Raw genomic sequence first — 24,957 nt, 5'->3', positions numbered from 1 at the left:
AATTCTAAGAATAATTTAACTATCGACCCAATAAAGCATATTCCTTTGCAAAATAGGATAAAATAATTTTTGCACCAGCCCTTTTTATAGATATAAGGCTTTCCAGCATTGCTTTTTCTCCATCAATCCAGCCATTTAGGCTTGCGGCTTTTATCATGGCATATTCACCGCTAACATTGTAAGCTGCAATAGGCAAATCAAAATTATCTTTCAGCAATTTAATTACATCAAGGTAAGCAAGTGCTGGTTTAACCATAAGTATATCTGCGCCTTCAGCAAAATCAAGTTCTGCTTCAATCAAAGCTTCTCGCTGATTTGCCGGGTTCATTTGGTAGGTTTTTTTATCCCCTGCTTTAGGGGCAGATTCAAGTGCATCACGAAAAGGCCCGTAAAAAGCGCTTGCATATTTGGCAGAATATGACATTATAGATACATTAAAGAAACCTTCTCTGTCTAAAGCCTTGCGCAGGTATCCAACACGCCCGTCCATCATATCGGAAGGAGCAACAATATCAGCTCCTGCACGAGCTTGTGCAATGGCCATTTTGCCTAAAACCTCCAAAGTAAGATCATTAATTATTTCACCATTTTCTACAATTCCATCATGCCCATCGGAACTGTATGGATCCATTGCAACATCCGAAACCAAACATGCTTCAGGAAACTGTTTTTTAATTTCAGCTATTGCTTTTAAATACAGGCTTCCCTCGCGGTAACTTTCTTTTGCGTATTTATCTTTCAGAGATTCTTCAATTTGAGGAAATACCGCAAAGGATTTAACTCCATTATTCATGCATATTTCCAACTCTTTAAGCAAATAATCCAAAGAAAGCCTAGAAATTCCCGGCATTGATTTTATTTCAATGGATTTGTTATTTCCCTGGGTTAAAAAAACAGGATAGATAAAATCCTTTACAGATAATTCTGTTTCCTGAACCATGTCACGGATTACCTGGGATTTGCGATTTCTGCGTGGACGTTGAACAATCATGCTTTTATTTTTATTCGAAACTTAATCCAAAAATTGCTTGTAATAACCCGGCTTCATCTGGATATTCTGGAATAACAGACTCATTAAATCCATGTGTCTTAAGCTTTTCAGCAGTAGCACTACCAATGCAGATTACACGTTGAACATTGCTTAAATCAGAGAATTTAAAATATGCCTCAACGTTTGATGGACTGGTAAATACCACAACATCTGATTGGGGAATAGAGATATTATTTTTCGGAGTAGATTTATAAACAAAAAGATCGTAAATCTTTGTCTGGAAAGACAATTGTTTCTGAACACTTCTTAATGAATCTTTAGCTTGTGGAAATAAAACGGTTTTTTCATTTGCAATTTTTGCAAATTCTTTTCCTACAAGGCTTGTATCAGAAGATAAGCCAACAAAATCAGCTTTTATTCCTTTTGTATTCAAGGTTGTTTCCGTGCCTTTTCCTATTACGGCATATTTAATCCCCGGCTTTACAAGAGGATTTTGATTAAAAAATTCTTTAACCGCATGGCTGCTGGAAAAAAAGATCCAATCCGTATCAGGGATAGATGAAAAGCGAATGGGTTTAACATCAATAAGTGAAATTCCTGTAACCTGGTAGCGATTTGAAGTAAGGGATTTTAGCAAATAATTATCTTCATCAAGATCCCTGGTAATAAAAACCTGACAGGGTTTAAAATTTCTGATCTTTTCAACTATTAATTCTGCAAGACCTTCTGTTGAGGAAGCTTGGGCATAAATTCTTTTTGGCGGAGTGCTCCAGTTATCGGCTTTTGCAGAAAAAACTTTGTAAATACCATCTTCCTTAAAGCAATATGATCCAAGTGGTAATTGGCAACCACCATCAAAGAGGTTGAGTATTTTTCTTTCAACTGCAATGCATTCCTGTACAAATGGAACATTTATTTCACTTAACTTTTCGATTAATTCCTTGTCTTGCTCCCTTACCTGTATTGCCAATACCCCTTGGGCAGGGGCAGGAATAAATTCCCTTGGAGAAGGCCTTTCCACAGTAAATTCATTAAGATCCAGCTCAAGTCTTTCAACACCTGCTGCAGCAATAAGAATTGCATCAAATTCCCCCGATCTTAATTTATCAATCCGGGTTGGAACATTTCCCCTTATGTCTTTTATTTGTAAATCATCACGATGGGCCAGCAATTGACATTTTCTTCTTGCAGAAGAAGTACCAATAACAGCTCCTTTTTTTATAGAATATTTAAGGGAATAATCAACCGCATTTTTGTTGATAATAATGAGTTCCGAAGGATTGCCACGAATGGAAACAGCAGCAACAATAAGGCCTATGGGCGAAGTGGTTGGAAGGTCTTTATGTGAATGAACTGCAAGATCAGTTTCACCTGAAATAAGTGCATCCTCAATTTCTTTTGTAAAGAATCCTTTACCCTCGAGTTTATCAAAACTCAAATGCTGGATTTTGTCTCCCTGGGTTTTTATTATTTTTATTTCAGATTTTACTCCGATATCCTTTAGCATGGCTTGTACATAGTTGGCTTGCCACAATGCAAGTCCGCTGCCTCTAGAACCTATTATTAATTTTCTTTTCAAATGTGAAAGCTCCTTTTTATAAAGGATTGGAATTAGTTTGTTTAATGGATTTTTCTTGACTGGCTTGGGAATCCATGAAAATATCTTTTGCCATTTTCATAGGTACACTAATGTATTTTTTTTCCATGTAGGAAAGTATTTTATCCAGTACTTCCTTGGATTGCCCATCAAGCCCGCTTAATTCTTTTGCAAAAACTGTGGACATGGCCATTTCTCTTATTTCCTTTACCTTTAAAGGAATATCTTTCATGACATTTTCCACCATCCGGGTTTTAAAAACCAGCCTGAATTCTTCAATTGCATTTAAAATGATAAGCTCACAAGCCTTCAGCTCTTTCTGGCGTTCCTTAAGATTTTCTAAAGCTATAGCCTTTAGTGTTTCAATTTCTATATAGTTTACCGGATAATTTTCGATAACCCCCGGATCTATATCATTGGGCAAAGCCAAATCAACAACTACTTTTTTAGTGGAATCAGTTCCTATTAATAAAGCATAAATTTCTTTGGTTATTATCGGATCAGTTGATCCTGTACAAGAAATAATTACATCAAAACCAGCAGTGAAATTTGATAATTCTGTCAATGGAAGTGCTTTGCCTTTTAGTTCGGCAGCTAATTTTTCTGCATTTGCAAGCGTACGGTTAAAAACGGTGAAATTTCCAAATTTATGTTTCTTTAAATACTGGGCCATTAAAGTGTTTGTTTTTCCCGCTCCAAGTATCAAAAAACGAGCATCTGGCTGCACTTTAAGTTCCTTTAGTCTTCTATATGCAAGTGAAACCACTGAAACGGGCTTTCCTGCTATTTGAGTTTGGGTGTAAACCTGCTTTGCTGTTTCAATTGTTTTTTTAATTACAATTCGAATTACATCTCCACAAAGTCTAAGTTTAGAACAAGTCTCATAAGAAGCTCTAACCTGAGTAATAATTTCTCGTTCACCTACAACAAGTGAATCCACAGAACTCGCTACACTAAAAAGATGGTTTAATGCATCTTCCCCTTCAAAAACCAAAGCTTTTTCAACAGCATTATTGATTTCATTGCTTGTAAAAGAAGCATTAAATTTGCTGAAAAAGGAAGTTAAAAAAGTTTTGTTGATTTCTTTTGAAGTAACAATTAAAAACTCCACCCTGTTGCAGGTTGAAAGATACATGAGCTCATCGATTTCCATGATTTTCTTAAGTGAAACCAAAGAATCTTCCAGTTGGTCGGAGCCCAGATGAAATCTTCCAATTTCATTAAGTTCTGCAACTTTATGGGTAAATGCTATAATTTTAAACTTATTCAATGCTCAAATCCTTAATATGATGCAAAACTCGGAATTCCAACTCTTATTATTGTCATAGAATTGTCATAGGCCGTATGATAATTGTCATGTTTATTTGGCTCACAAGCTCCGAAAACACACATAAATACTGTTTTTTTTGATTTTTCAATCAGGTTATTAAAGAGGAAGAGAGATCAACTGCATTTAAACGCAGAAACAGAAAAAGTATTTATAAGCCGGGTTTAAAAGGGTGAAATCAAAATAATCAAAACGGTGAAAGAGGTATTAATTGATTGGTATCAAGCATTTATCCTAAATAAGTTTGAACAATAATTATGATTCCTTACTCAGGCACATTGTTTTTTTATCATTGACAAACAGCAGAAATTGCTTAAATTGTAAGAAATTTTTTTAATGAAACAATGGTTTAAGGACTTAGAGGAAATATTAAGGCCGGCTCTGGGATATAAACTTTTTCAATTAGGAGATACTCCATTTACCCTTGGAACCATCTTTTACCTTATCCTGAGTCTTTTTCTGCTTTTTTATATTTCAGAGAAACTACGTGTATTGTTAACAAGGCGTATTTTAGTAAAATACAACATTATACTTGGAGTTAGGCAATCCATTGCTACTATAGTAAAATACACCATTGTAGTTATTGGGCTGATGGTAATTGTGGAATCAACGGGCTTTAATTTAAGCACATTGGGTTTAATTGCAGGTGCCCTTGGTGTTGGTATTGGTTTCGGCTTGCAGGGAATTACAAATAATTTTATCAGTGGAATTATAATTCTGTTCGAAAGACCTGTAAAAGTTGGTGACAGAGTTGATGTTGGAGAAGTAACAGGAATTATTATTAAAATAGCCGCAAGGGCAACAACAGTTATTTCAAATGATAATATTGCAATTGTAGTACCTAATTCCGAATTCATAAATGCAAAAGTAATTAACTGGACACTTAACGACAGGAATGTTAGGTTTAATTTTCCGGTGGGGGTTGCATATACCGAAGATCCTGAAAGAATTAAAAAAATACTCCTTGATGTGGTAGATGAAAACCCGGGTGTTCAGAAGGTTCCCAAACCCGATGTGCTATTTGATTCTTTTGGTGAAAGCTCATTAAATTTCATCCTCAGAGTTTGGACCTCTAGCTACAGCGATAATCCAAATGTTTTAAAGAGCCAGTTGTATTATTCTATTTTTGAAAAATTTAAGGAACATAAGATTAGAATTCCTTATCCACAGCGTGATTTGCATCTTATATCAGGTTTTGATAAACCAGAAGAGCAGCCTTTGCAGGACAAAAAGGATTAGTACTTTTAATCTGTATCAAAAGGATTATAACTCTTTCTGCCTAATTCCCAAATCTCTTCGTGTCCTTTGCGTAAATCTCTTTGCAATGGAGATTGAGCAGCGCAAATGAACAAAGTCAAATAAAATGAAAGAATTTAAAAACTACTTTTATTGAAAACTGATTTTTATGGTTCGCTGCAAGTGTAACTTCAAGTTACTTGCAGCAATCCTCAATAAGCATCAATATTTTTTCAAATGGATTAAACCCTCATTGGCATTGAGCTGAAGGGTTAGCTATTGGACTGGGTTTCGCGTGTACTTATCGAGTAACTTTAAGTTGCCATGTCCCTCAAACCAGCCCCTATAGCTTAATCTTATAGAAATTAATTAAAAATCTGCCATACCCCTGTTGCAAAATTCAATCTGTGAATTATGTAATTACTTATAAATAATGTGTAACACAGAGTTTGAGAAAGCTGTGCACTTTTGTGTATTGAAAAGTTATAACAAACCCGGCTTTCTGGGAATTTATTAAACAAAAATTTAGTTTATGAAAAAAATAATTCTTTTAAGCACAGTCACTGCTTTGGCTTTTTACTCATGCAAGCCTATATACCAGTGCGGACAACCCAAGTTGGACAAAAAATACTCGGCAAGAGTTCAAACTGTAGTGGATGAACGTGATGATCTTTGCTCAACAGTAAAAACCAGAGATGCCGAAATATCAGGTCTTAAAGAGGATGTTTCGGAATTAAACAATAAAATTTCGGAAGTTAAAAAACTGAACAGTAATCTGAACAGTGATAAACTATCTCAAGCAGATCAATTTAATTCTGCTATGAAACAAAAATCAGATGAGTTAATAGGAAAAGAAAAACTTCTTTTAGAAAGAGAAAAATCATTGGTTGATTTGCAAAGAATAATTTCCCGCCAGGATTCAATTACAAAACACTTGAATGATAATTTGAGGAATGCCTTGTTAGGATTTAATTCTGAAGAGCTTTCAATTGAGATAAAAAACGGAAAAGTTTATGTTTCCATGTCAGATAAATTATTGTTTAAGTCAGGAAGTGCTGCTGTGGAAACCAAAGGCAAAGAAGCATTAAAGGTTTTAGCTGACGTGCTTGAAAAGAATTCAGATATTGCTATATTAATTGAAGGGCATACAGATAATGTTCCAATTAAAACTGATGTTTATCGCGATAACTGGGATCTTAGTGTTGCACGAGCAACTGCAATAGTTCGTGTATTGACTGATGATTATAAAATTACTCCAACACGTCTTACTGCCTCAGGCAAAGGTGAATTTGCACCAAAGGCTAACAATGCAACAACAGAGAGTAGAGCAAGCAACCGTAGAACTGAAATTATTCTTTCTCCTAAATTGGATGAGATAATGAAACTACTTAATAAAGGTTGAACAAAATAATTTGGAAGCTTGATAACCATCCTTTTTATTTACATAAGAGCAAAAAGTAGATTATATTCATTTCAATCCTATTGAGCCTGGTTTTGTAAATTATCCTGGAGATTGAGCAGCGCAAAGGATCAAAGTCAAATAAAATTAAAGAATATATTAAAATACTTTTTCTGAAAACTGATTTTTATGGTCCGTGCAAGTGTAACTTCAAGTTACCCGATAGGCACACACTAAGCCCTTCCCTCAAACCTGCCCTTCAGCTTAGCCGTACGGGGAATTTTATTGTTTTACATAATGAATTAGCATTAGGAATTTAGGTTGTAGGTAGATTATATTTGGATAGGAAGGTGTTTGAGTTTCGGTTGCAACTTGTTGCTAATGGTAAAACCAAAGAGTCTATTGGCTCCGTGAAATAACAAGTATTTACTATTTGAGCATAAATCGAATTATTTAGGAATAAAATTAAAAAACATAAACAGGATATTCTCATAATAAATAAAAATTATAGTGGTTTGAAAAATGATTTTTTAAGGTGTACTTTTGATTATTTTATTAAATTCAGTTTCGCCATTCGTAAATATTAATTGCAAAAAATAAACTCCAGTTGGGAAATCACTAATATTAACTACATTATTGTCCATTTTTACTACTTGTTCTTGGCCTTTAAAATTATAAATTTTTACATTTTCAATTTCTTGATCAATTAAATTAATTTTTAAATAATCAAGAGTAGGATTAGGGGTAATTTTTATATTTGTTGAATTAGCAATTGTATAAATGTTTGTAGTAAAATTGTTTATAGAGGCAAGACAAATAAATAAAACATCAACTGTGTCATTTGAAACTGTTATATAAGAATGTGTTGTATTAATAAACATAGTATTTTCAGTTTCTCTTAAAGTAAAAGGCCCTTGTTCGCCTCCATGAAAAGCATCAAACCATCCACCAGGATGCCAATCGGTAATAAAGCTTTTCTCTAAGCAAAAATCATTAAATAGAACTTTATTCCAATTCACCGTGATTGGATAAACAGGATTACTCAATACTATAGCAGATACAAACGGGAAACCATTACTATTACAATCTTTCTTTTTTATTTGTTTTTTTAAATGAAATGTAGTTGGATCATAAATCAGCTGACTAATGTCTGAATAATCATAATCGGTAATACGTGCTTCAAATAAATTGCCAAAAGGAATAGGTTTTATATTAATTTCACCAAATGAATTATCAATACTATCCGTTGCATTTAAATCATAACCTAATATTAAAGTATCTCGGGTTCCAGTTGCATCTTCTATTATTAATTCAAAATATAATTCCTGAGAAAGTAAATAGGATGCATTAAAAAAAAGCATTATTATTAAGAGCGATCTTTTCATTTTAATTTTTTTTAAAGAGGTTTACATTGTAATTTTAATTAATAAGGTCAACTAAAATTGAGAATAACAATCAACACCGTAAAAAGTCTTTTTAACAAACCTAAATTATTAGGGAACAAACATATATCTATTCTTTATCCTCACAAGAGGTAAAATTACCTGATTTTGCCACTCTTAGATAGTCAAAAATAGAGATAGACCATTTAAATCATTTAGGAAATACAAAAGCTAAGGACTTTAATGCATTTGATAATAAGAAGAATAATAGTCCTTTGGAGAAATATATCACAATTCCACGTACGCTAAGCTAAAAGGGTAAGCTATTGGGAAGGGCTTAGTGTGTACCTATCGGGTAACTTATAGTTACACTAGCAGGATCAAAAAAATCAATTTTTTAATAAACATACTGTATTTTTAGATAATTCAAAAATTTCGCATATCTTTTTGATCTATTTTAAAAAAAATTATGTCAGAGAAATATAAAACAGACAGTAAAGGATTATACTTTGTAAGTTTTAGTGTTGTAGGATGGCTGGATGTATTTACCAGAAGAGAATACCAGGATATTTTAACCGACATTATTTCATATTGTCAGTTAAACAAGAATCTGAAAATTTATTGTTATTGCATAATGCCAAGTCATGTTCATTTTATAAGCTATTCAGAGAATAAAGAATTGTCAGACATTCTTAGGGATTTGAAGGCCTATACTGCAAAGCAGCTAATAAATGCGATTAAAGAAAATCCTCAGGAAAGTCGAAAGGAATTCCTGTTGAATCAATTCAAGTATTATGGAAAAATGAGTCCACAGAAACAAACCATGCAGTTCTGGAAACATGATAACCATCCCTTTTATTTATACAGCAATAAAATGATCCAACAAAAAGTGGATTATATTCATTTCAATCCTGTTAATGCTGGATTTGTAAATTATCCATATGAATGGAGATTGAGCAGCGCAAATGAACAAAGTCAAATAAAATTAAATGAAAGGATTTAAAAAAGCACTTTTTCTGAAATTATTGTTCGCTGCAAGGGTAACTGCAAGTTACCTGATAGGTACACACTAAGCCCCTTCCCTTGAACTTGCCCTTCAGCTTAGCGTACGGGGAAATACCATTTTCACGCAGAGAGCGCAAAGTTTTTATCAAAGGGCACAAAAAACAAAGAACTGCAATTAAAAAACCCCCAAAAACCCTTAGCGTCCTTTGCGTAAACCTCTTTGCGCCTTTGCGTGAATTTTAAAAAGAGAAATATCATTTTCAAGCAAAGAGCGCAAAGTTTCTCGCAAAGGGCGCAAAAAAATCAAAGAGTGAGGAGCTTTAATCCACACCTAATTATATTATAGCCAAATCACAGTAAGTACACTAAGCCCTTCACTCAAACCTGCCCTTCAGCCTAAGGCCTAATGGGAATATCAAATTAATAAATTCGCAAAACACCCTTTTTTGAGTAAAAAAATGCGCAATTTGCTTTTTGCATTTTCTCCTATATCTTCAATCGGTTTAGTTTCAAAGTGTTTTCGGATACAAATTTTTGGCTGCGTTTTGCTGTGATTAAAAATCAGAAAAACATTTATATTAAATGCAGAAATTTTGCTTTTCATATACGACTAATAAAATTTTCCGGATTCTAAAGTGGTAAAAAAAATGAAATTAAATCTTGCACATTTTTCAATTAAAAAGCAGGTAATAATATTGTTCGTGGCATTTGCCATAATTATATTAGGATTTGGATTCTTTAATTACCAAACAATAAAAAGTTACGATGAAAGCATAAGGAACATTAAAGGTTCAGTAATTAGAAAACTTGCATTAATAGGAGAAATTTCCCTAAATACAGGTGTAAACCAAAGTGATATTCTTCAATTTTTATACTCTGATCTTTCAGAAGAAAAACAATTTCGATTAAAAAAATTAAACGAGAAAACAGAACAAAACAATCTATTGTTTGAACAGCTTATAAGCCTTATTAAGGAAGGCGAAACCCAACAATACCTGAATTATGTTTTAAGGGTGAGAAAATCATACATTAAAAAGATTGAAGAAATTATTGCAAGCCCAACTCCTTTACAGAATTCGGAACAATTTAAAAATGAGGAATCGGAAACAAGGTTTTTTTTCGAAGAATATTTTTCTGCTATTCAGAAACTAACAACGCTGGTTGTAAATGATGCAGAATATGAAATTACAGAAGCAGTTGAAAAAGTTAATAGAACAAGGCTAATGGGCAATATTGCCATTGCTGCTGTTATTTTAATTCTTTTAATAAACAGCTATTTTATTCTGAAAATCTATAAAGGCCTAACCAGGGATTATTTGGCTTTAAAAATAGAAAGATTGGAAAAAGTAAAAGCACAAGATGAACTGGAAAAATTAAACCAGGACTTGGAAAATAAAATAGCAGATCGAACAACAGAACTTGAAGATGCAAACAGGGAAATTTCCTTATACAATTCGGAACTTAAAAAACTTAGCCTTGCCAAGGATAAATTTATTTCAGTTATTTCTCATGATCTTCGCAATCCTATTTCTACAATTTTAGCTTCTTCAGAGGCTTTGATTGATATCAATAAAAATGAAAAAACAGATAAAGAAGAACTTAGCCAATTTGCCAGAATTATTAACAAGGCTTCTGTAAAGGTTATGACTCAATTGAATGAACTTGTTGAATGGGCAAAAAATAAAAGAGTAAGCAAAATTTTTAATCCTTTAAAACTTAATTTATGGGAAGCAATAAATGAATCTCTTCAATTACTGGAAGACTTGGCAGACCAAAACGATGTTAAATTAGAAAACAAGGTGTCTTCTGCTCTTTTTATAAATGCAGATAAAATTATGTTCCGTTCTATCATTCAAAATTTAGTAACCAATTCCATTAAATTTACTCCTGCATCAGGTATTGTAACTATTGATGCTAAGGAAATGGGTGAAATGGTTGAAATAAGGATTAAGGATACTGGAATAGGAATGTCAGAAGAAGTAAAAGAAAGCCTGTTTAAGGAAAAATTACCAATGAGCGGTGAAAAATCAAAAAAGACTGGGATGGGACTGGAATTGGTTAAGGAATTTATTGAAAAACACAATGGAACAATAACTGTTGAAAGCGAACTTGGGAAAGGAAGTCTATTTATTTTTACAATTCCTAGGGGTGATCTATAATCCGAGAACCTTAAATTTTTATTGGGTTTTAAATTTTACTTTTATACACAATGCTGAGGTTTAATGCCAGGCGCGGGTTTCTGTTTAAGTCCTGGATAAAGAGTCATACTTGACTAGAGCCGATAATAAATGTATCGCAATTTAATGTGTTGATCAAGCTGTGATTTTTGGTTTTAACCTGGTAAAAAAGACAAAAAAATTACTGACAAACTTCCATTAATTTATCTGCAGCAAATTCATAATTAAGGGTGTTGGCTTTACGAATATCTGCACAAGCTGATTTTGTTTTTCCCATTGCCAGTTTTGCCAGTCCTCTTACATAAAACAAATAACCATCGTCTTTGTCATTGGCAATGGCAATGGAGTAATCATTGATAGCACCATTAAAATCACCCTTGTCGTATTTTACATTGCCACGGTTTAAGTACATTCCAAAATCGTAAGGGTTCTTCCTGATTAAAAAAGTAAAATCTTTAATGGCAGCCTCATAATCTTTCCTATCCAGGTGATAGTATAATCCTCTGTAAAAAACTGCATCAGTGTAATAAGGGTCTATTCGGGTTGCCTGAAGGTAATTTTCCATTGCCTGTTCTTTCATATCCAAATTGTAAAGGGTAAGGCCCCTGTTCAGGTAATATTCTTTTCGTGTTGAATCCAATAATATTGCGGAATTAAAATCTTCCAAAGCCCTTTCGGTATCCTCTAACTTTGCCCTTGCCATTGCACTGCTGAAAAAATATTCCGCAACACCCGGATCTAATAAGGTAGCCCGGTAATAGTCATCAAATGCGGGTGAATATTCACTTCTGTCAAAATGAGCATGCCCACGGTTATAATAAAAAAATGCATTAAGTGAATCAAGACTTATAGCTCTGTTATAATCAGGAAGTGCATCATAATATTCATGAAAATATGTTTTTGCAACTGCCCGGGAAAAATAATAATCAGCATTGGTACTGTCAAGACCAATAGCCTTGTTGTATGCTCTTATAGAGATATCAATATCGCCTTTTTTAAAAAAGTCGTTTCCTATAATAAAATATTCCTGTGCTGATTTTTGTGAAAAAACAGGTGGTGCAATAAACAGTAACAATATCATTAACTTGTAGGTCTTTATCATTTTCACGAATGTTTTTTAATCTTGAAGTATGGATTTAAACCTGAAAATAAACGCCCTTTATAAAATTATTATTGCTAAATAAACATTTGAGCATTATTATCAATGGAAGCGAAATTAATTATTTTCTCACTTATAGCCTGTTGTTACTCAATTATTATTCATTTACTAAAAAAACAAAATCGGTTAATAAGCGTTCTTAATATCTGACATATATCATAAAAAGATGTATAAATAGTATAACTTTGTGGCAGTTTTTCAATTGGGATATCTAAACGATTCTTAATTTACAACTGCAATTGAGTATTTGTGATAAATTAGTGATGAAAAATAGTATTAAAGAAGAAAAAGAATCGGTTACCATTCTTTTTGCAGGAGATTCTGGAGATGGAATCCAGTTAACCGGTTCAGAATTTACCAATACAGCCGCTGCTTATGGAAATGATATAAGCACTTTTCCTAATTTCCCTGCCGAAATAAGAGCCCCACAAGGAACCCTGGCGGGTGTTTCTGGTTTTCAGTTACATTTTGGAAGTGTTGAGCTTTTTACTCCCGGAGATAATTGTGATGTGCTGGTAGTTATGAATGCTGCTGCCCTTAAGGCAAACTTGAAACAACTAAAACCAAACGGGACAATTATTGCCAATACGGATGGATTTGATTCAAAAAATTTAAGACTTTCTAAATATCCTGAGGGCGTAAACCCGCTTACTGACCATTCATTGGATAAATTCAAACTTATTCAGCTTGATATCACAAAGCTTAACCGGGAATGCCTTAAAGAATCAGGATTAGGCACTAAGGATATGGACAGGTCTAAAAACATGTTTGTGCTTGGGCTTATATACTGGATGTATAACAGGGAACTGGATAAAACGATCAATTTTCTAAAAGAAAAGTTCAAAAAAAGCCCTGAATTAATTGATGCAAATGTGAAGACCTTAAAATCAGGTTTTCATTATGGGGAAACCAGTGAAGTATTTACTTCAAATTATGAAGTTAAAGCAGCCCAATTGCCTGCCGGAAATTATCGAAACATTATGGGTAATCAGGCTACAGCAATAGGTTTAATAGCCGCTGCACAAAAATCAGGTCTTGAATTGTTTTATGGTTCATATCCCATAACACCTGCTTCTGATATTTTACATGAACTTTCAAAACACAAAAATTTCAACATAAAAACTTTCCAGGCTGAGGATGAAATTGCTGCTATTTGTTCGGCTATAGGCGCAAGCTTTGGAGGCAGTTTTGGAGTTACTGCTTCTTCTGGTCCCGGCATTGCTCTTAAAGGTGAAGCATTGGGACTTGCATTGATGCTTGAACTTCCACTGTTAGTTATTAATGTTCAAAGAGGAGGGCCTTCAACAGGTTTGCCCACAAAAACTGAACAAGCCGATTTGTTCCAGGCACTTTACGGAAGAAATGGTGAATCGCCACTTCCTGTTATTGCTGCATCATCTCCATCTGATTGTTTTGAAGCCGTTTTTGAGGCCTGCCGCATTTCAATTGAACACATGATTCCTGTTATCTTTCTCTCTGACGGATATATTGCAAACGGGGCAGAGCCATGGAAGTTTCCTCAAACAAAGGATATTAAAGCTATAGTTCCTCCTTTTATTGATGCATCTGATGTGGATAAGGAAAATTTTAAGCCCTATAAAAGGGATGAAAAATTATCCCGTCCCTGGGCCATCCCTGGAACAAAAGGCCTGGAGCACCGAATTGGCGGATTGGAAAAGGAAAACGAAACCGGCAACATCTCTTATGATCCCGATAACCATGAGTTTATGGTTAAGCTAAGGGAAGAAAAAGTGCAGCGCATTGCTAATTATATTCCTTTGCAAAAAATTGATTCAGGAAATGATTCCGGAAAATTACTAGTTATTGGCTGGGGTTCAACCTATGGGGCAATTAAAACTGCCGTGCATGAGTTAAAAAATGAGGGAATTGAAGTTTCTCATTTGCATTTGCGCTATCTGAATCCCCTTCCAAAAAATCTTGAGCAACTTTTGAATAATTTTGAAAACATTCTCATCCCCGAAATGAACAATGGCCAATTATTACAGATACTTAGAGCGGCTTATTTGAAAGATGCAAAAGGGCTGAATAAAATTAAAGGCTTGCCTTTTACTGTAGATGAAATAAAAGTTAAAATCCGGGAAATGCTTAATACCAATGAATAATACATCAGAAAACATAAAGGAAAAACAATTATCGGCTAAGGATTTTGCTACGGACCAGGATGTGCGCTGGTGTCCGGGCTGTGGGGATTATTCTATTTTAAAGCAAGTGCAAAGCATTCTGCCAGAAATAGGCGTAAAGAGAGAGGATGTAGTATTTATTTCTGGTATTGGCTGTTCTTCCAGGTTCCCTTATTACATGAACACCTACGGGATGCATAGTATTCATGGCAGGGCTACAGCAATTGCCAGTGGGCTAAAAGCAACCCGACCCGACTTAAGTGTGTGGATAATCACTGGAGACGGAGATGCTCTTTCTATTGGGGGCAATCATTTCATTCATCTTTTGAGAAGAAATTTCAATGTAAATATTCTTTTGTTTAACAATGAAATATATGGCTTAACAAAAGGCCAATATTCTCCCACATCACCTAAAGGGCAGATTACAAAGTCAACACCAATGGGTAGTTTAGATCATCCTTTTAATCCCCTTGCTGTTTCTCTAGGTGCTGAAGGCACATTTATAGCCAGATCAATGGATAGGGATCCAAAACATTTAAGAGAAATTTTATTAAGAGCCAACAATCACAAAGGAACTTCCCTTGTGGAAATTTACCAGAATTGCAATGTTTTTAATGACGGGGCTTTTGAAGTGTTTACGGAAAAGGGTACTAAAGCAGATGAAACTATTTTTATAGAACAGGCACAGCCTTTAATTTTCGGACAAAATAAGGATAAAGGAATTAAACTGGATGGATTTAAGCCAGTGGTGGTTAACCTGAACCAGGAATCGGCTAATGATTTATGGGTACATGATGAAACAGACCGCGTAAAAGCTGCAATGCTTGTAAGGTTTTTTAGCGATCAAACCCAAACAGAGCGCCTTCCCAGGCCTTTCGGTGTTTTTTACAGAGAAGAAAGATATAGTTATGAAGAGGCACTTGCTGCTCAAACCATGGACGCTCTAAACAAGAAAGGGAAAGGCGATCTTGATTCTTTGCTGGCTGGAAAAAATACATGGTCAATACGTTAGCAAAAAAGTGCTGAAGTTTCAAATTTGTTTGAATTTAAAAAATACCAATTTGCTTTATTCTATTAATAGGGTGCCTGGCTTGGTTTATCCATAAAATAATTCGGATACCTTAAATCAAAAGTGCCTAGTGGATTAATGCTATAATTAGGGATGCTAAGATTGTTTAAATAGGGATATAGTGCAAAAGACAATTGAAAGGTTTGGAAGAGAAAGTTTTCATTTCTAATCAAAATTCCTGCTCCATAACTCTGATAAATTGGACCTCCAAACAATGGATTTTCATTATCTCCGAGTAATCCAAAACCAATTAGTAGAACAGGCGCAAAACGAAATCCAATAATCGAAAATGGTGCATAAAAAACACTCTGGAAATTAAGTGCAATTTTTTTTGTTCCTGTCAATTCTTCAGGGAATCCAAATAATTCATTATCTGAATTTAAACTTATACTTTCATTGGGTAAACGGTTAATTCCAATGGAAGAAAGTGAATACACAAACTGCCTGATTCCCCATTTTCCAAACAAAAACATATCACTGAAATAGGAAATAGTATAATTGAAACTTCCCTGTTCCGCTTTACCCTTATGGATAAAGGCCCCAAAATCAATACCCGTAGAGATGTTTCCCAATCTTGTGAAATGTTCACCAAATGCAATCCTGGTTCTAAAATAAGGACGTGCAAAAAGCTCTTTTTGTTGGTACCCGCCAGTAAAAGCAAGGATAATGCCAGTAGGAACATCTTCTGTTACTCCAAATCGATATACATTTCTAATGATATAATATTTTCTGAAAGTATAGGCTACAGTTCCCAATACAAAAAGGCTATTTTGATAAAAGTTGAGAGAGTCTGTTTGCTGTGGTTTTAAACTGTAATTTAAATAATTAACCCCTACGGCAATTCCCAACCCGGACTCCCTTTTATGGCCTTTTATCTGGAAATTTTTACCCAGCCAGTAGTCCTGATCCATAGATTTTATTTGGTAGGGAATTGTTCCATTTGCAGGAACAGGTTCAAGGGAAGAAAAATTTTCTTTCAAGGCAATTCCGCCTGCCCATTTAGTTACAATGGAATAAAATGGCCTGTTTATTATAAGTGCCTTTGCCTTACTTAAAGGAGTTTCACCATAATGAGCAGTAATGGAGGTGAAAGTATTGTGAATATAAGGAATTGTATAGCTTGCCGAAAGTGGTGTATAGGTGTTTTTTTGAAGATCATAGGAAAAAGTATGATCCAACTGATGAGCAAGCCCCAGAAAATTATTTTCATAAAAACGAAACTCAAGAGGTTCTTTAGAAGGTATTGCCTCGATGTTAATTGTCCATTTGTCATAAATAATAAAGGTAACATCTACTTGGTTGCTACCTGTTTCTGAAACAATTACTCTGGAATCCTTATTATAAACACCTGATCTGATAAGTCTTTCAGTTTCACGTACTGCAAGAGCATCAAAAGATTCTCCTTCTTTCAGGAGCATTAAATTTTCAATAACTTTTTTACGCGTTTTAATATGTAGTGTATTTATTGTTTTACCAATAAATACGGTGTAATTTTCTAAGGTATCTATTTGAGATGGTTTTCCGAATGGTTCTAGTACAACAATATTTATTTTTCTTATTTCAGTTCCTTGGTATTGCGTATATCGTTCTGTTTTATCAATAATTGCATCAGTGCTTATGTCAACGCTTTGGAGAATTCTCCTGTTCTGGGCAGAAGTATTCTCCAAAGTGTAGGCAAGAATAATAAAACAGAGGAAATATAAACTTCCGATCTTCATTAATATATTACTGTTCTTTGTAAGGCTTGCCTGCCTTCATTTTATTTGATTTTGTATGGTCCGTTTTTGGATTGTTTCCTTGTGTGCCGCCAGTTTTAGTAAGCTTGGGTTCATTTTCAGCAGTTACAGCAATTTCTTTTTCTTTTTTTCCTGATTTTGTTTTTAAATCTGTCTCTTTCCTTGTTAAAGGATGTTTTTCTTGTTTTTTCATCATTAAATTTGCGTGGTTAAATAATACAAATGGTTGCTTAAAAAATGTGCTTATTGTAAGAAATCAATTAAATATCTTGCCAGTTTTAAAAGGAAAATACTTGATTTGAGATTTTCAATCGTCTACTCAATAAAGGAGAAGGACAAGAAAAAAACGTTTATTTCATTGTAATTTCAGGTGGTTAGTATCCACATTGTCAGGAAGCTTTTTCAGCCATTTTTGCTTTTTTTGAAAAGCCAAAGTAAAGCCTGGAATTAGATGGTTTTGCTGATTTTATTAATGTTTTTCTTAAAAAACTGCATTAGAATTAAAGCAGAAACAATACCTACTGCCTGGCCTTCCATAAACAGGAGTAAGGCTGCACTAAGTGGGGTTAATGTTATTCCCATTGGGGAATAATCAACAATGAATTGTAAAAACTCGGGGTCAAGAAATTTAAGATAAATATACATTAATAGAGCAAAAAAAGCGAAACTTAATATTGCTACAAAAAGGCCGGTTAAAAACCCTTTCAGATAACTCATTTGATTCTGACTTTGCTTTTTAAAAGTATTTATGGCAACAGAGGCAGTAATAAGAAGTATTAGATAGTTTAATCCTCTTAATTCAGGGATAATGTGCAGGTTTAGCAAACTCATTATAAAAAAAACAACAACATAGCCTGCAGTTGCTAAAAGCCCATATTTCATTACAAGGTTGAATTGGTATTGATCGGAATGTGTTTTTTCAGGATCCATTTTTTTTTATTTTAAAAAGCTTGATTTGTAATTCTAATTTTTTCTTTGGTTTTATTTTGTGCATTAAAATGCTACTCCTACATACAGTTGTGCCAGGTGATTTTTTGCATCAGGGAAACCATAATTCCTTCCAAATACAATTGTTCTTTGCCCTATATCAGCCAGTCCGAAATTATAGCGCATTCCCGCATTAAATACACCTATTTCTATTCCCATTCCCGCTGCAATACCAACATCAAATGTGCCAAAACTCCTTCCTGTTATTTGCTCTCCCAAATCAAAAAATGGCTCCTCTGGTATTGGTTGATTTACTGTTTTTACATTTGTCCACAAAAGAACTCCTAAATATGGACCAAGGTGAACATTAAAAAAGGAAGTTGGATTGTATACCAATAATACAGGCAAATCGAGATAGTTTAAATTTACTTTTGCTGTCCCAAGAAAATTTCGCTCATTAAAGCGTAGTTCAGAACCTTTGGCTGAGAATAATAGCTCGGGCTGTACAGCGAATTGATCGGTTATTTGCTGCTTAAAAAAAATTCCCAAATTTAATCCTGTTCGCGTTCTTTCATTAATTACCCCGGAAACATTTAGGGTAGAGAAGTTTAATCCTGTTTTAATCCCTATTTTATAGTTCCTTTCCTGGGGTAGTATTTGAGCTATCATTGCAAAAGGAAATAAAAAAATAAGCATGAATGTTAATTTCTTATTGATTTTCATTATCGTAATTTTTAAATTCATTCTTTGTATTCATGCCCATAATTTCCTGCCACCAATAGATTTGCACTTAATCAGCTTGAATTCAGGGGTGTAAAAGCAGGATTAAAAAAACAGCCTTTGTTAAAACCAGGTTATATTTGGAAATTAATTCCCATAATTGGAAGCATGTTTTTTATCTAAACAGCAAAAAGGATATTTTGCGTAAATTTTTTTTAAATCCATTCTAAAAAGATTCATTTAACAGCCTGAATTTTCAATTTTAATCTGGTTTTTTAATTCCTTTTCAAAAAAAGGAAAATTTCAGGGCATGACTTTTTATTTTATTTTCCAAATACCAATTCATTTTATTTTGGTTTTGTCAATAGGTTTTTTCATCCATATTCTGTTGGATTCAATTTTTAATTTAATACCGTTCTTGGTACTTTTTTCGGGGTTAACAAACGGGTTTTTAAAAATTAATAAGGGCTTAAAATTAAAACCAAAAAAGCTATAAATAAAAATGCTTTTAATCTTTTTGGAGTAGTTAAACCTTTGGAAAGTATTCATTTCAAATTTTGCTATAAATTTTTCCGTTGCCTGTTTTTTTTCCTTAACCGGAACTTTTTTATTTATCATATGATAAAGGCAGAGTTGTATTAAAGTTACAATTGAAAAAATCAGGATTATTAAAAGATTGCCGTAATTGTTAGCAGTTAACTGATAGTTTTCTATTCCTGTTACCAAATGTTTAGTTTTCTTTTTACGAAATGGCGTGGCCTTGTTATCCTTTTCATGGTATAGATTCAGAATATATATTGCAACCATGTATTCTGCAATTGAGAGTTGTAAACCTGCCACGGGGTTGGTATGTAATATTTCCGGCCTAAAAATCTCTCTTGAATCCGGAAAGATGGTATTTGTGGAAAAGGAATCCGTCAATTTAATTGCCGACTCATTTTTTTTCTCTGCATTTTCCTTTCGTTTTATTTCTTGTAAGTGCAAGGAGTTTTTGTAAAAAATAAATGCAGCTATTAGTAAAAGAAAAAGGGTTAAAATAAATGCCCCAAAAGTGATTTTTTCTATGGTAAAATGTTTTCTCATCTGGGTTTTCTGTTTTCCAAATGCTAATGAAATTTTCCTGCCAGAGCGTTCCCAAAATTATAGAATGCTAGTGTTTAAGATTTTACACAGGTTAAAAAGTTCAGGATGGTATTTTTCTTCAAAAGTGTAGAAACCCCTTCCACATTTTGTGAAACATTTGAGCCAAAAAAGAAATCAAAAGGCTTAAACAGAAAGGTTTATTGTAAAGGTGCTACCAATGCCAGGTTGACTCTCAGCTCTTATATTCCCTTTATGGTTGTGAATTATGTTTTGAGCTGTGGTTAATCCCAGGCCTTTGCCTGATGATCTTATTCTAAAAAAGGGATCGAAGATAAGGGGAAGGTTTTCCTTGCTAATCCCAATGCCGTTGTCAGTAAATTTTATGGTGCATTTTTTATCCTTAAACTCAGTTTGTATTTCTAAAAGGCCGGTTTTTCCTTCCATAGACTGAATTGCATTTAAAATAACATTTAAAAACGCAGATTTTATTTTTTCTCCATCAAGTGCAATAGGTGAAGTTTTTAAGGTGTATTTTTTTTGAATTTTTATTTTTCCTGATTTTATCTTTTCATCAACTCCGGCTAAAACCTCATCAAGTAGTTTGTTTACCGAATGATCTGAAATTGTCAGACTAAGTGGTTTGGCTGCATCAACGAGCGAGGAAATAAGTTCGTTTATGCGATCGCAATTTCTTTTTATAATATTAAAATAAAGCGCAAATGGTTCATTTTTTTCACTGGTAAATTCATTTTTTAACTGGTCTAAACCAAGCATCACGTTTGTAAGCGGATTTCTTATTTCATGTGCAATGTTTCTTGCGATTTTTTCAGTCAATAAAATCCTATAGGAATTAATCAGCTCTGCTTCTGAAAGATCATTCTTTTTTAATATATCACTCATCTTCTTGTTTTTTATGTTGGCTATCTTAAATGAAAAGGTTTATAGAGCTTTTACGTCCAAAATATGGGATAGCCTTTCATTTAATTTAACAATTCAAAAGAATTTAATTACAAACCAAATCCTTTTGAATTGTTAATTCAGATTCAATAAATTTTACTTTTCTTTATTTTTAATCCTTTCATTTAACTTGTTTTTATTGCAAATCAGAGAATAAAAACACAAAAGGAAACAAAAATGTTCAGTCATTAGATGTTAAAAGCTTTCATTTTATTGTATAAGGTTTTCCTATCGATGTTAAGTATTTTTGCAGCCTTGCTTTTGTTGTAATTAACCTGTTCCAGAACACTTGTAATTGTTTCATATTCTGCCTCATGAGCTACGTTTTTCAAATTGGGAGCAGAGGAAACCTGGTGCAACATAAATCCTTGCTTTTTTTCCAAAAAGGAATTGTTGAAGTTATATATTTCGGGAGGAAGAACCTTTTTTTGAACAAACTCCTCATCGGTCAACAAGGCCGATCTTCTAATGACATTCTTTAATTCCCTAAGGTTTCCAGGCCATTGGTAATTTTTAAAAGAATTTGTCACATCCTCACTAAACCCTTTTATATCTTTTTGTAATTCCTTATTCGCAAGCTTTAAAAAATGATTGGCAAAGGCCATAATATCCTTGTCACGTTCTCTTAAAGATGGAATATTTATTCCAAATTCATTGAAACGATGGTATAAATCCTCCCTGAATTCTCCCTTGCTTGCTGCATCGTATAGATTTTCATTTGTTGCCACAATTATACGTACATCAAGATCGATTTCTTTAAGCCCACCAATTCTTTTGGCCTTTCTTTCCTGAAGTACCCTTAAAAGGGATGCCTGAATATCATAGGAAAGATTAGAAACCTCATCAAGAAATAAAGTTCCGCCATTTGCGAGTTCAAAATGCCCTATTTTTGAAGTAAGGGCGCCAGTGAAGGAGCCTTTTTCATGCCCGAACAATTCACTTCCTGCCAATTCCTTAGATAATGAACCGCAATCCATTGCAATAAATGGTTTGTTTTTTCTAGGGCTTTTGTTGTGGATTGTTTGAGCCACTGATTCTTTACCGGTCCCGCTTTCTCCATAAATAATAACACTGTAACTGGTAGGGGCTACAAGGTCGATTTGCCTGTAAAGTTCTTTGGATTGTGAACTCTCTCCAAATATGAAATCTGAATCAGTTACATCAAGTTTTGCCCTTACAGCTTCATTGCTGTTTTTGTTTTCCAGGGATTCCAAGGCTTTTTTTACGGTCAATAGAATTTCCTCTGGAAACAAAGGCTTGGTAACATAATCAAATGCACCGAGTTTAATAACTTTTACTGCTATTTTAATATCAAGATATCCGGTTATTATAATAACTGCAATGGCAGGATTTATTTCTTTGATTTTAGTGAGGATTTCGGTTCCATCGGTATCCCCTAACCTAAAATCACAAAGGACTAAATCGAAGGTCTCTTTTTTCAATATCTCCAATGCTTTTGCACCACTGTGTGCGGTGCTTACAGAAAATGCATTTTTTGTTAAAAACCGGGAAAGCAATAAACAAATATCAACATCGTCATCAATTACTAGAATTTTTTTCATAGGATAATTTTTTTTCGGTTTCGATCACAAAGATTAATATAAAGTTAAGATTTTATTACAAATAACAAAAAGTATTTTTTATTCACTATTTTCTATTTCTATTTCTTTTTTTTCAATTAAAACAGCATACTCTCTTGGAATTATTTTTGTCCCATAATGCCTTGAATATACCTGGGTAAATTCTGCCCCAAAAAATAAGATAATAGAGGAGTAATATACCCAAACAAGGACCAAAATTAATGATCCAGCCGCACCATATGCAGATGCAATATCAGTGTGAGACAAATACAGGCCAATTGCGAATTTACCCACCATAAACAATAGTGAGGTTGCTATGGCTCCCGCTGTAACATCTTTCCAGCGGATTTTTGCATCCGGCAAAAACTTAAAAATAAAAATAATCAATACCGTTATTATAAAGAATGTAAGCAGGAAATTGAGGATGTGAAACAAGGGTAAATAGGATTGTCCAATGTAACCTTTAATAAATTCACTGAATATTGAAATTAAAGCGTTTACACCCAAAGAAACCAACATCAAAAAACCGATTCCAATTACCATGGAAAAGGAAATCAGCCTGTTTGTAAGAAATTTCAAAAGTCCTCTTTTTGGTTTTGCCTTGATTCCCCAAATTATATTCAAAGTGTCTTGTATCTCGGTGAATACAATGGTTGCACCAACAAAAAGGGTTCCAAAGCCGATTGCCGTTGCAAAAGTGTCATCCTCATAAATAGAAACATTTTTAATCATCTCCTGTATTTGAAGGGCGGCACTTGGACCAATAAAATCCTTAATCTCATCATAAATTTTCCCTTCAATTGCAGCCTCACCCAAAAAGCGGCCTCCTACCCAAATGATTATTATCATCATAGGTGCAAGGGAAAAAATAGTATAATATGCCAAGGCGGCACTATATTTTGGTCCGTTATTCCCAATAAATGCCTGGAATGTTTCTTTTATAATGGTATACCTTGAGAGTATGTATTTTTTCAACTCAATGAGAATTTGATTGGAAGAGAGTTATAAGGCAAATTTCAATCCAAAGAAATAGATGATGACATACTTTTTTAATAAATTCATTAATCAAGCATCTGATTATTAAATTAATATCTCTTAAACGGGATTAAAGAAAACCAAAAACAGGGGGAATGCCTGCTGTTTCTTTTTATTAAAGTTTTACTTAAATTTATTAAGAGAAACATAGCATGGGAAAAAAGGAAAAAACAAAGAAAAGAGTTTGGCTTATTGTTGGCATAATAATAGGAATTGCCATTCTGCTCCGCGTATTAGTACCCATCTTTAAACTGGTATTCCCTCAATAATATAATTGTGAATGAAAAAGCAGAACAACAAAAACAATAGGCGATGGATTTGGGCTCTTTTAGTGCTTTTTATTGTATTGATTGTTGCTGTAAGGTTGTTATTGCCTGTAATTCTGCTTAAGTACGTAAACAATGAACTTGATAAAAATTCTGATTATGAAGGAAAAATAGGTGATTTGAAATTAGCTATACTAGCTGGAAAATACAGTATTAGGGATATTAGTATAGATGAGGTTGACAGCCAGATAAGAGAACCGCTTTTAACTATAGATGAAGTATGGTTTAAACTTGATTATGGTTCATTATTTAAAGGAAAAATAGTGGGCAGTATCGAAATTGTTAAGCCTGAAATTAATTTTGTTGCAGGACCCACAAAAGAAGAATCCAGACAAGAGGTGGAAGAAGATTTGGCAGAAACAATAAATCAGTTCATGCCTGTGAGAATAAATAAGTTAAATGTTACCAATGGAAAAATTAGATTCATAGATTTTACTACCCAACCAAACATTGATTTACAGGCTTATAATATAGATATTGAAGCTAGCAATCTTACCAGTCTACCTACACCTGATACTCTTTTGCCATCGAAAGTTGTAGGCTTTGCCAATACAACAGGACAAGGAAGGCTGTACATACATATGAAACTTGATCCCCTGAATAAGGTTCCCACTTTTGATTTAAATATGGATTTAAAAAAATTACAACTAAAAGCATTAAATGATTTTATAAGGAAATATGGAAATATAAATGTTGAGGCCGGCACCTTTAATTTGCATACTGAAATTGCAGCCAAAGAGGGTTATTTTGTGGGCTATGCAAAACCTCTTGTGAATGATCTAAAAGTGGCGCCACTTGAAAATCAGCAAAGGGGCTTGCTTCAAAGATTGTATGAGGCCGGAGTTGCAGTTATTGCAAATATACTGGAGAGTCGCGAACCGGAAAAGGACCAGGTTGGTACAAGAATTCCGCTGGAAGGAAAACTCGTTGATCCGAATGTTAAAGTTTGGACTGCTGTTGCATTCTTGCTCCGAAATGCCTTTATTCAGGCATTAGTGCCTTCAATAGACAATTCTATTGCCATTGGAGATGTGGAGGAAGTAAAACAAGAAGAAAGGAAGGATAATAACCCGGGTGATAAAGATAAAAAACAGCAAAAATAAATTCTAT

20 protein-coding genes are annotated in these 24,957 nt (G+C 33.8%); 7 read left to right on the top strand and 13 right to left on the bottom strand.

The window, feature by feature from the left end:
* Positions 1-19: 19 nt before the first annotated feature.
* The 3 genes from hemB to hemA are packed head-to-tail and all read right to left on the bottom strand — an operon-like array spanning position 20 to position 3,858.
* Positions 20-988 (bottom strand): porphobilinogen synthase, encoded by a 969-nt coding sequence (gene hemB / locus H0V01_00475; protein MBA2581838.1) that lies wholly within the window; start codon positions 986-988, stop codon positions 20-22.
* A gap of 13 nt (positions 989-1,001) precedes the next feature.
* Positions 1,002-2,570, bottom strand: coding sequence for a hydroxymethylbilane synthase (gene hemC, locus H0V01_00470; GenBank protein MBA2581837.1), 1,569 nt, complete (start codon positions 2,568-2,570; stop codon positions 1,002-1,004).
* A 16-nt stretch (positions 2,571-2,586) separates the two neighbouring features.
* Positions 2,587-3,858: a glutamyl-tRNA reductase gene (hemA, locus tag H0V01_00465; GenBank protein MBA2581836.1), complete on the bottom strand. Its 1,272-nt coding sequence runs from the start codon at positions 3,856-3,858 to the stop codon at positions 2,587-2,589.
* A gap of 393 nt (positions 3,859-4,251) precedes the next feature.
* On the opposite strand from hemA, the gene H0V01_00460 reads away from it, so the two are divergent.
* On the top strand, positions 4,252-5,154 hold the full coding sequence (locus tag H0V01_00460; protein ID MBA2581835.1) for a mechanosensitive ion channel: 903 nt from the start codon (positions 4,252-4,254) through the stop codon (positions 5,152-5,154).
* A gap of 529 nt (positions 5,155-5,683) precedes the next feature.
* On the top strand, positions 5,684-6,553 hold the full coding sequence (locus H0V01_00455; GenBank protein ID MBA2581834.1) for an OmpA family protein: 870 nt from the start codon (positions 5,684-5,686) through the stop codon (positions 6,551-6,553).
* A 527-nt stretch (positions 6,554-7,080) separates the two neighbouring features.
* Here the strand turns inward: H0V01_00455 and H0V01_00450 are convergent.
* Positions 7,081-7,935 carry a T9SS type A sorting domain-containing protein gene (locus tag H0V01_00450; protein MBA2581833.1) on the bottom strand — a complete coding sequence of 285 codons (855 nt, stop codon included), beginning with the start codon at positions 7,933-7,935 and terminating at the stop codon, positions 7,081-7,083.
* Positions 7,936-8,401: 466 nt separating this feature from the next.
* Here H0V01_00450 and H0V01_00445 point away from each other — a divergent pair, with 466 nt between their 5' ends.
* Together H0V01_00445 and H0V01_00440 are read left to right on the top strand one after the other, a co-directional pair.
* Positions 8,402-8,935 (top strand): transposase, encoded by a 534-nt coding sequence (locus H0V01_00445; GenBank protein MBA2581832.1) that lies wholly within the window; start codon positions 8,402-8,404, stop codon positions 8,933-8,935.
* 649 nt (positions 8,936-9,584) lie between these two features.
* Positions 9,585-11,096 carry an MCP four helix bundle domain-containing protein gene (locus tag H0V01_00440; GenBank protein MBA2581831.1) on the top strand — a complete coding sequence of 504 codons (1,512 nt, stop codon included), beginning with the start codon at positions 9,585-9,587 and terminating at the stop codon, positions 11,094-11,096.
* Positions 11,097-11,295: 199 nt separating this feature from the next.
* On the opposite strand, the gene H0V01_00435 is transcribed toward H0V01_00440, so the two are convergent.
* Positions 11,296-12,216 (bottom strand): tetratricopeptide repeat protein, encoded by a 921-nt coding sequence (locus tag H0V01_00435; protein MBA2581830.1) that lies wholly within the window; start codon positions 12,214-12,216, stop codon positions 11,296-11,298.
* Between the two features lie 320 nt (positions 12,217-12,536).
* Between H0V01_00435 and H0V01_00430 the strand changes: the two genes are divergently transcribed.
* Positions 12,537-14,396 carry a 2-oxoacid:acceptor oxidoreductase subunit alpha gene (locus H0V01_00430; GenBank protein MBA2581829.1) on the top strand — a complete coding sequence of 620 codons (1,860 nt, stop codon included), beginning with the start codon at positions 12,537-12,539 and terminating at the stop codon, positions 14,394-14,396.
* Positions 14,389-15,426: a 2-oxoacid:ferredoxin oxidoreductase subunit beta gene (locus H0V01_00425; GenBank protein MBA2581828.1), complete on the top strand. Its 1,038-nt coding sequence runs from the start codon at positions 14,389-14,391 to the stop codon at positions 15,424-15,426. Before H0V01_00430 ends, H0V01_00425 begins: the two co-directional genes overlap by 8 nt.
* Before the next feature lie 62 nt (positions 15,427-15,488).
* On the opposite strand, the gene H0V01_00420 is transcribed toward H0V01_00425, so the two are convergent.
* From H0V01_00420 to H0V01_00385, 8 genes are all read right to left on the bottom strand, one after another.
* Positions 15,489-17,201 (bottom strand): hypothetical protein, encoded by a 1,713-nt coding sequence (locus tag H0V01_00420; GenBank protein ID MBA2581827.1) that lies wholly within the window; start codon positions 17,199-17,201, stop codon positions 15,489-15,491.
* A gap of 7 nt (positions 17,202-17,208) precedes the next feature.
* Entirely contained in the window at positions 17,209-17,415 is a 207-nt protein-coding gene (locus H0V01_00415; GenBank protein MBA2581826.1) for a hypothetical protein, read from the bottom strand.
* A 251-nt stretch (positions 17,416-17,666) separates the two neighbouring features.
* Positions 17,667-18,149: a DUF4199 domain-containing protein gene (locus H0V01_00410; GenBank protein ID MBA2581825.1), complete on the bottom strand. Its 483-nt coding sequence runs from the start codon at positions 18,147-18,149 to the stop codon at positions 17,667-17,669.
* 63 nt (positions 18,150-18,212) lie between these two features.
* Positions 18,213-18,869, bottom strand: a complete 657-nt coding sequence (locus H0V01_00405) for a PorT family protein (GenBank protein ID MBA2581824.1) — start codon at positions 18,867-18,869, stop codon at positions 18,213-18,215.
* A gap of 339 nt (positions 18,870-19,208) precedes the next feature.
* Positions 19,209-19,949: a hypothetical protein gene (locus tag H0V01_00400; GenBank protein ID MBA2581823.1), complete on the bottom strand. Its 741-nt coding sequence runs from the start codon at positions 19,947-19,949 to the stop codon at positions 19,209-19,211.
* Positions 19,950-20,132: 183 nt separating this feature from the next.
* Positions 20,133-20,849 (bottom strand): hypothetical protein, encoded by a 717-nt coding sequence (locus H0V01_00395; protein MBA2581822.1) that lies wholly within the window; start codon positions 20,847-20,849, stop codon positions 20,133-20,135.
* 245 nt (positions 20,850-21,094) lie between these two features.
* Positions 21,095-22,468, bottom strand: coding sequence for a sigma-54-dependent Fis family transcriptional regulator (locus H0V01_00390; protein MBA2581821.1), 1,374 nt, complete (start codon positions 22,466-22,468; stop codon positions 21,095-21,097).
* Between the two features lie 78 nt (positions 22,469-22,546).
* A complete protein-coding gene (locus H0V01_00385; protein MBA2581820.1) occupies positions 22,547-23,467 on the bottom strand; it encodes a YihY/virulence factor BrkB family protein in 921 nt (306 codons plus the stop codon).
* 334 nt (positions 23,468-23,801) lie between these two features.
* Between H0V01_00385 and H0V01_00380 the strand changes: the two genes are divergently transcribed.
* The gene (locus H0V01_00380; protein MBA2581819.1) at positions 23,802-24,950 is read left to right on the top strand and encodes a DUF748 domain-containing protein; all 1,149 of its coding nucleotides are present in this window, start codon (positions 23,802-23,804) and stop codon (positions 24,948-24,950) included.
* Positions 24,951-24,957: the final 7 nt, after the last annotated feature.

The organism is Bacteroidota bacterium, from assembly GCA_013696965.1.
In the GTDB taxonomy this organism is placed as follows: domain Bacteria; phylum Bacteroidota; class Bacteroidia; order JACCXN01; family JACCXN01; genus JACCXN01.
Note: the sequence above shows the minus strand (reverse complement) of the source record. Positions and strands in the feature narration are given on the sequence as shown.

What these genes read in the sequence shown, in the direction of transcription:
- H0V01_00460 (MBA2581835.1), top strand. Translation starts at nt 4,252, where the DNA reads ATGAAACAATGGTTTAAGGACTTAGAGGAAATATTAAGGCCGGCTCTG.
- H0V01_00455 (MBA2581834.1), top strand. Translation starts at nt 5,684, where the DNA reads ATGAAAAAAATAATTCTTTTAAGCACAGTCACTGCTTTGGCTTTTTAC.
- H0V01_00450 (MBA2581833.1), bottom strand. Translation starts at nt 7,935, where the DNA reads ATGAAAAGATCGCTCTTAATAATAATGCTTTTTTTTAATGCATCCTAT.
- H0V01_00445 (MBA2581832.1), top strand. Translation starts at nt 8,402, where the DNA reads ATGTCAGAGAAATATAAAACAGACAGTAAAGGATTATACTTTGTAAGT.
- H0V01_00440 (MBA2581831.1), top strand. Translation starts at nt 9,585, where the DNA reads ATGAAATTAAATCTTGCACATTTTTCAATTAAAAAGCAGGTAATAATA.
- H0V01_00435 (MBA2581830.1), bottom strand. Translation starts at nt 12,216, where the DNA reads ATGATAAAGACCTACAAGTTAATGATATTGTTACTGTTTATTGCACCA.
- H0V01_00430 (MBA2581829.1), top strand. Translation starts at nt 12,537, where the DNA reads ATGAAAAATAGTATTAAAGAAGAAAAAGAATCGGTTACCATTCTTTTT.
- H0V01_00425 (MBA2581828.1), top strand. Translation starts at nt 14,389, where the DNA reads ATGAATAATACATCAGAAAACATAAAGGAAAAACAATTATCGGCTAAG.
- H0V01_00420 (MBA2581827.1), bottom strand. Translation starts at nt 17,201, where the DNA reads ATGAAGATCGGAAGTTTATATTTCCTCTGTTTTATTATTCTTGCCTAC.
- H0V01_00415 (MBA2581826.1), bottom strand. Translation starts at nt 17,415, where the DNA reads ATGATGAAAAAACAAGAAAAACATCCTTTAACAAGGAAAGAGACAGAT.
- H0V01_00410 (MBA2581825.1), bottom strand. Translation starts at nt 18,149, where the DNA reads ATGGATCCTGAAAAAACACATTCCGATCAATACCAATTCAACCTTGTA.
- H0V01_00405 (MBA2581824.1), bottom strand. Translation starts at nt 18,869, where the DNA reads ATGAAAATCAATAAGAAATTAACATTCATGCTTATTTTTTTATTTCCT.
- H0V01_00400 (MBA2581823.1), bottom strand. Translation starts at nt 19,949, where the DNA reads ATGAGAAAACATTTTACCATAGAAAAAATCACTTTTGGGGCATTTATT.
- H0V01_00395 (MBA2581822.1), bottom strand. Translation starts at nt 20,849, where the DNA reads ATGAGTGATATATTAAAAAAGAATGATCTTTCAGAAGCAGAGCTGATT.
- H0V01_00390 (MBA2581821.1), bottom strand. Translation starts at nt 22,468, where the DNA reads ATGAAAAAAATTCTAGTAATTGATGACGATGTTGATATTTGTTTATTG.
- H0V01_00380 (MBA2581819.1), top strand. Translation starts at nt 23,802, where the DNA reads ATGAAAAAGCAGAACAACAAAAACAATAGGCGATGGATTTGGGCTCTT.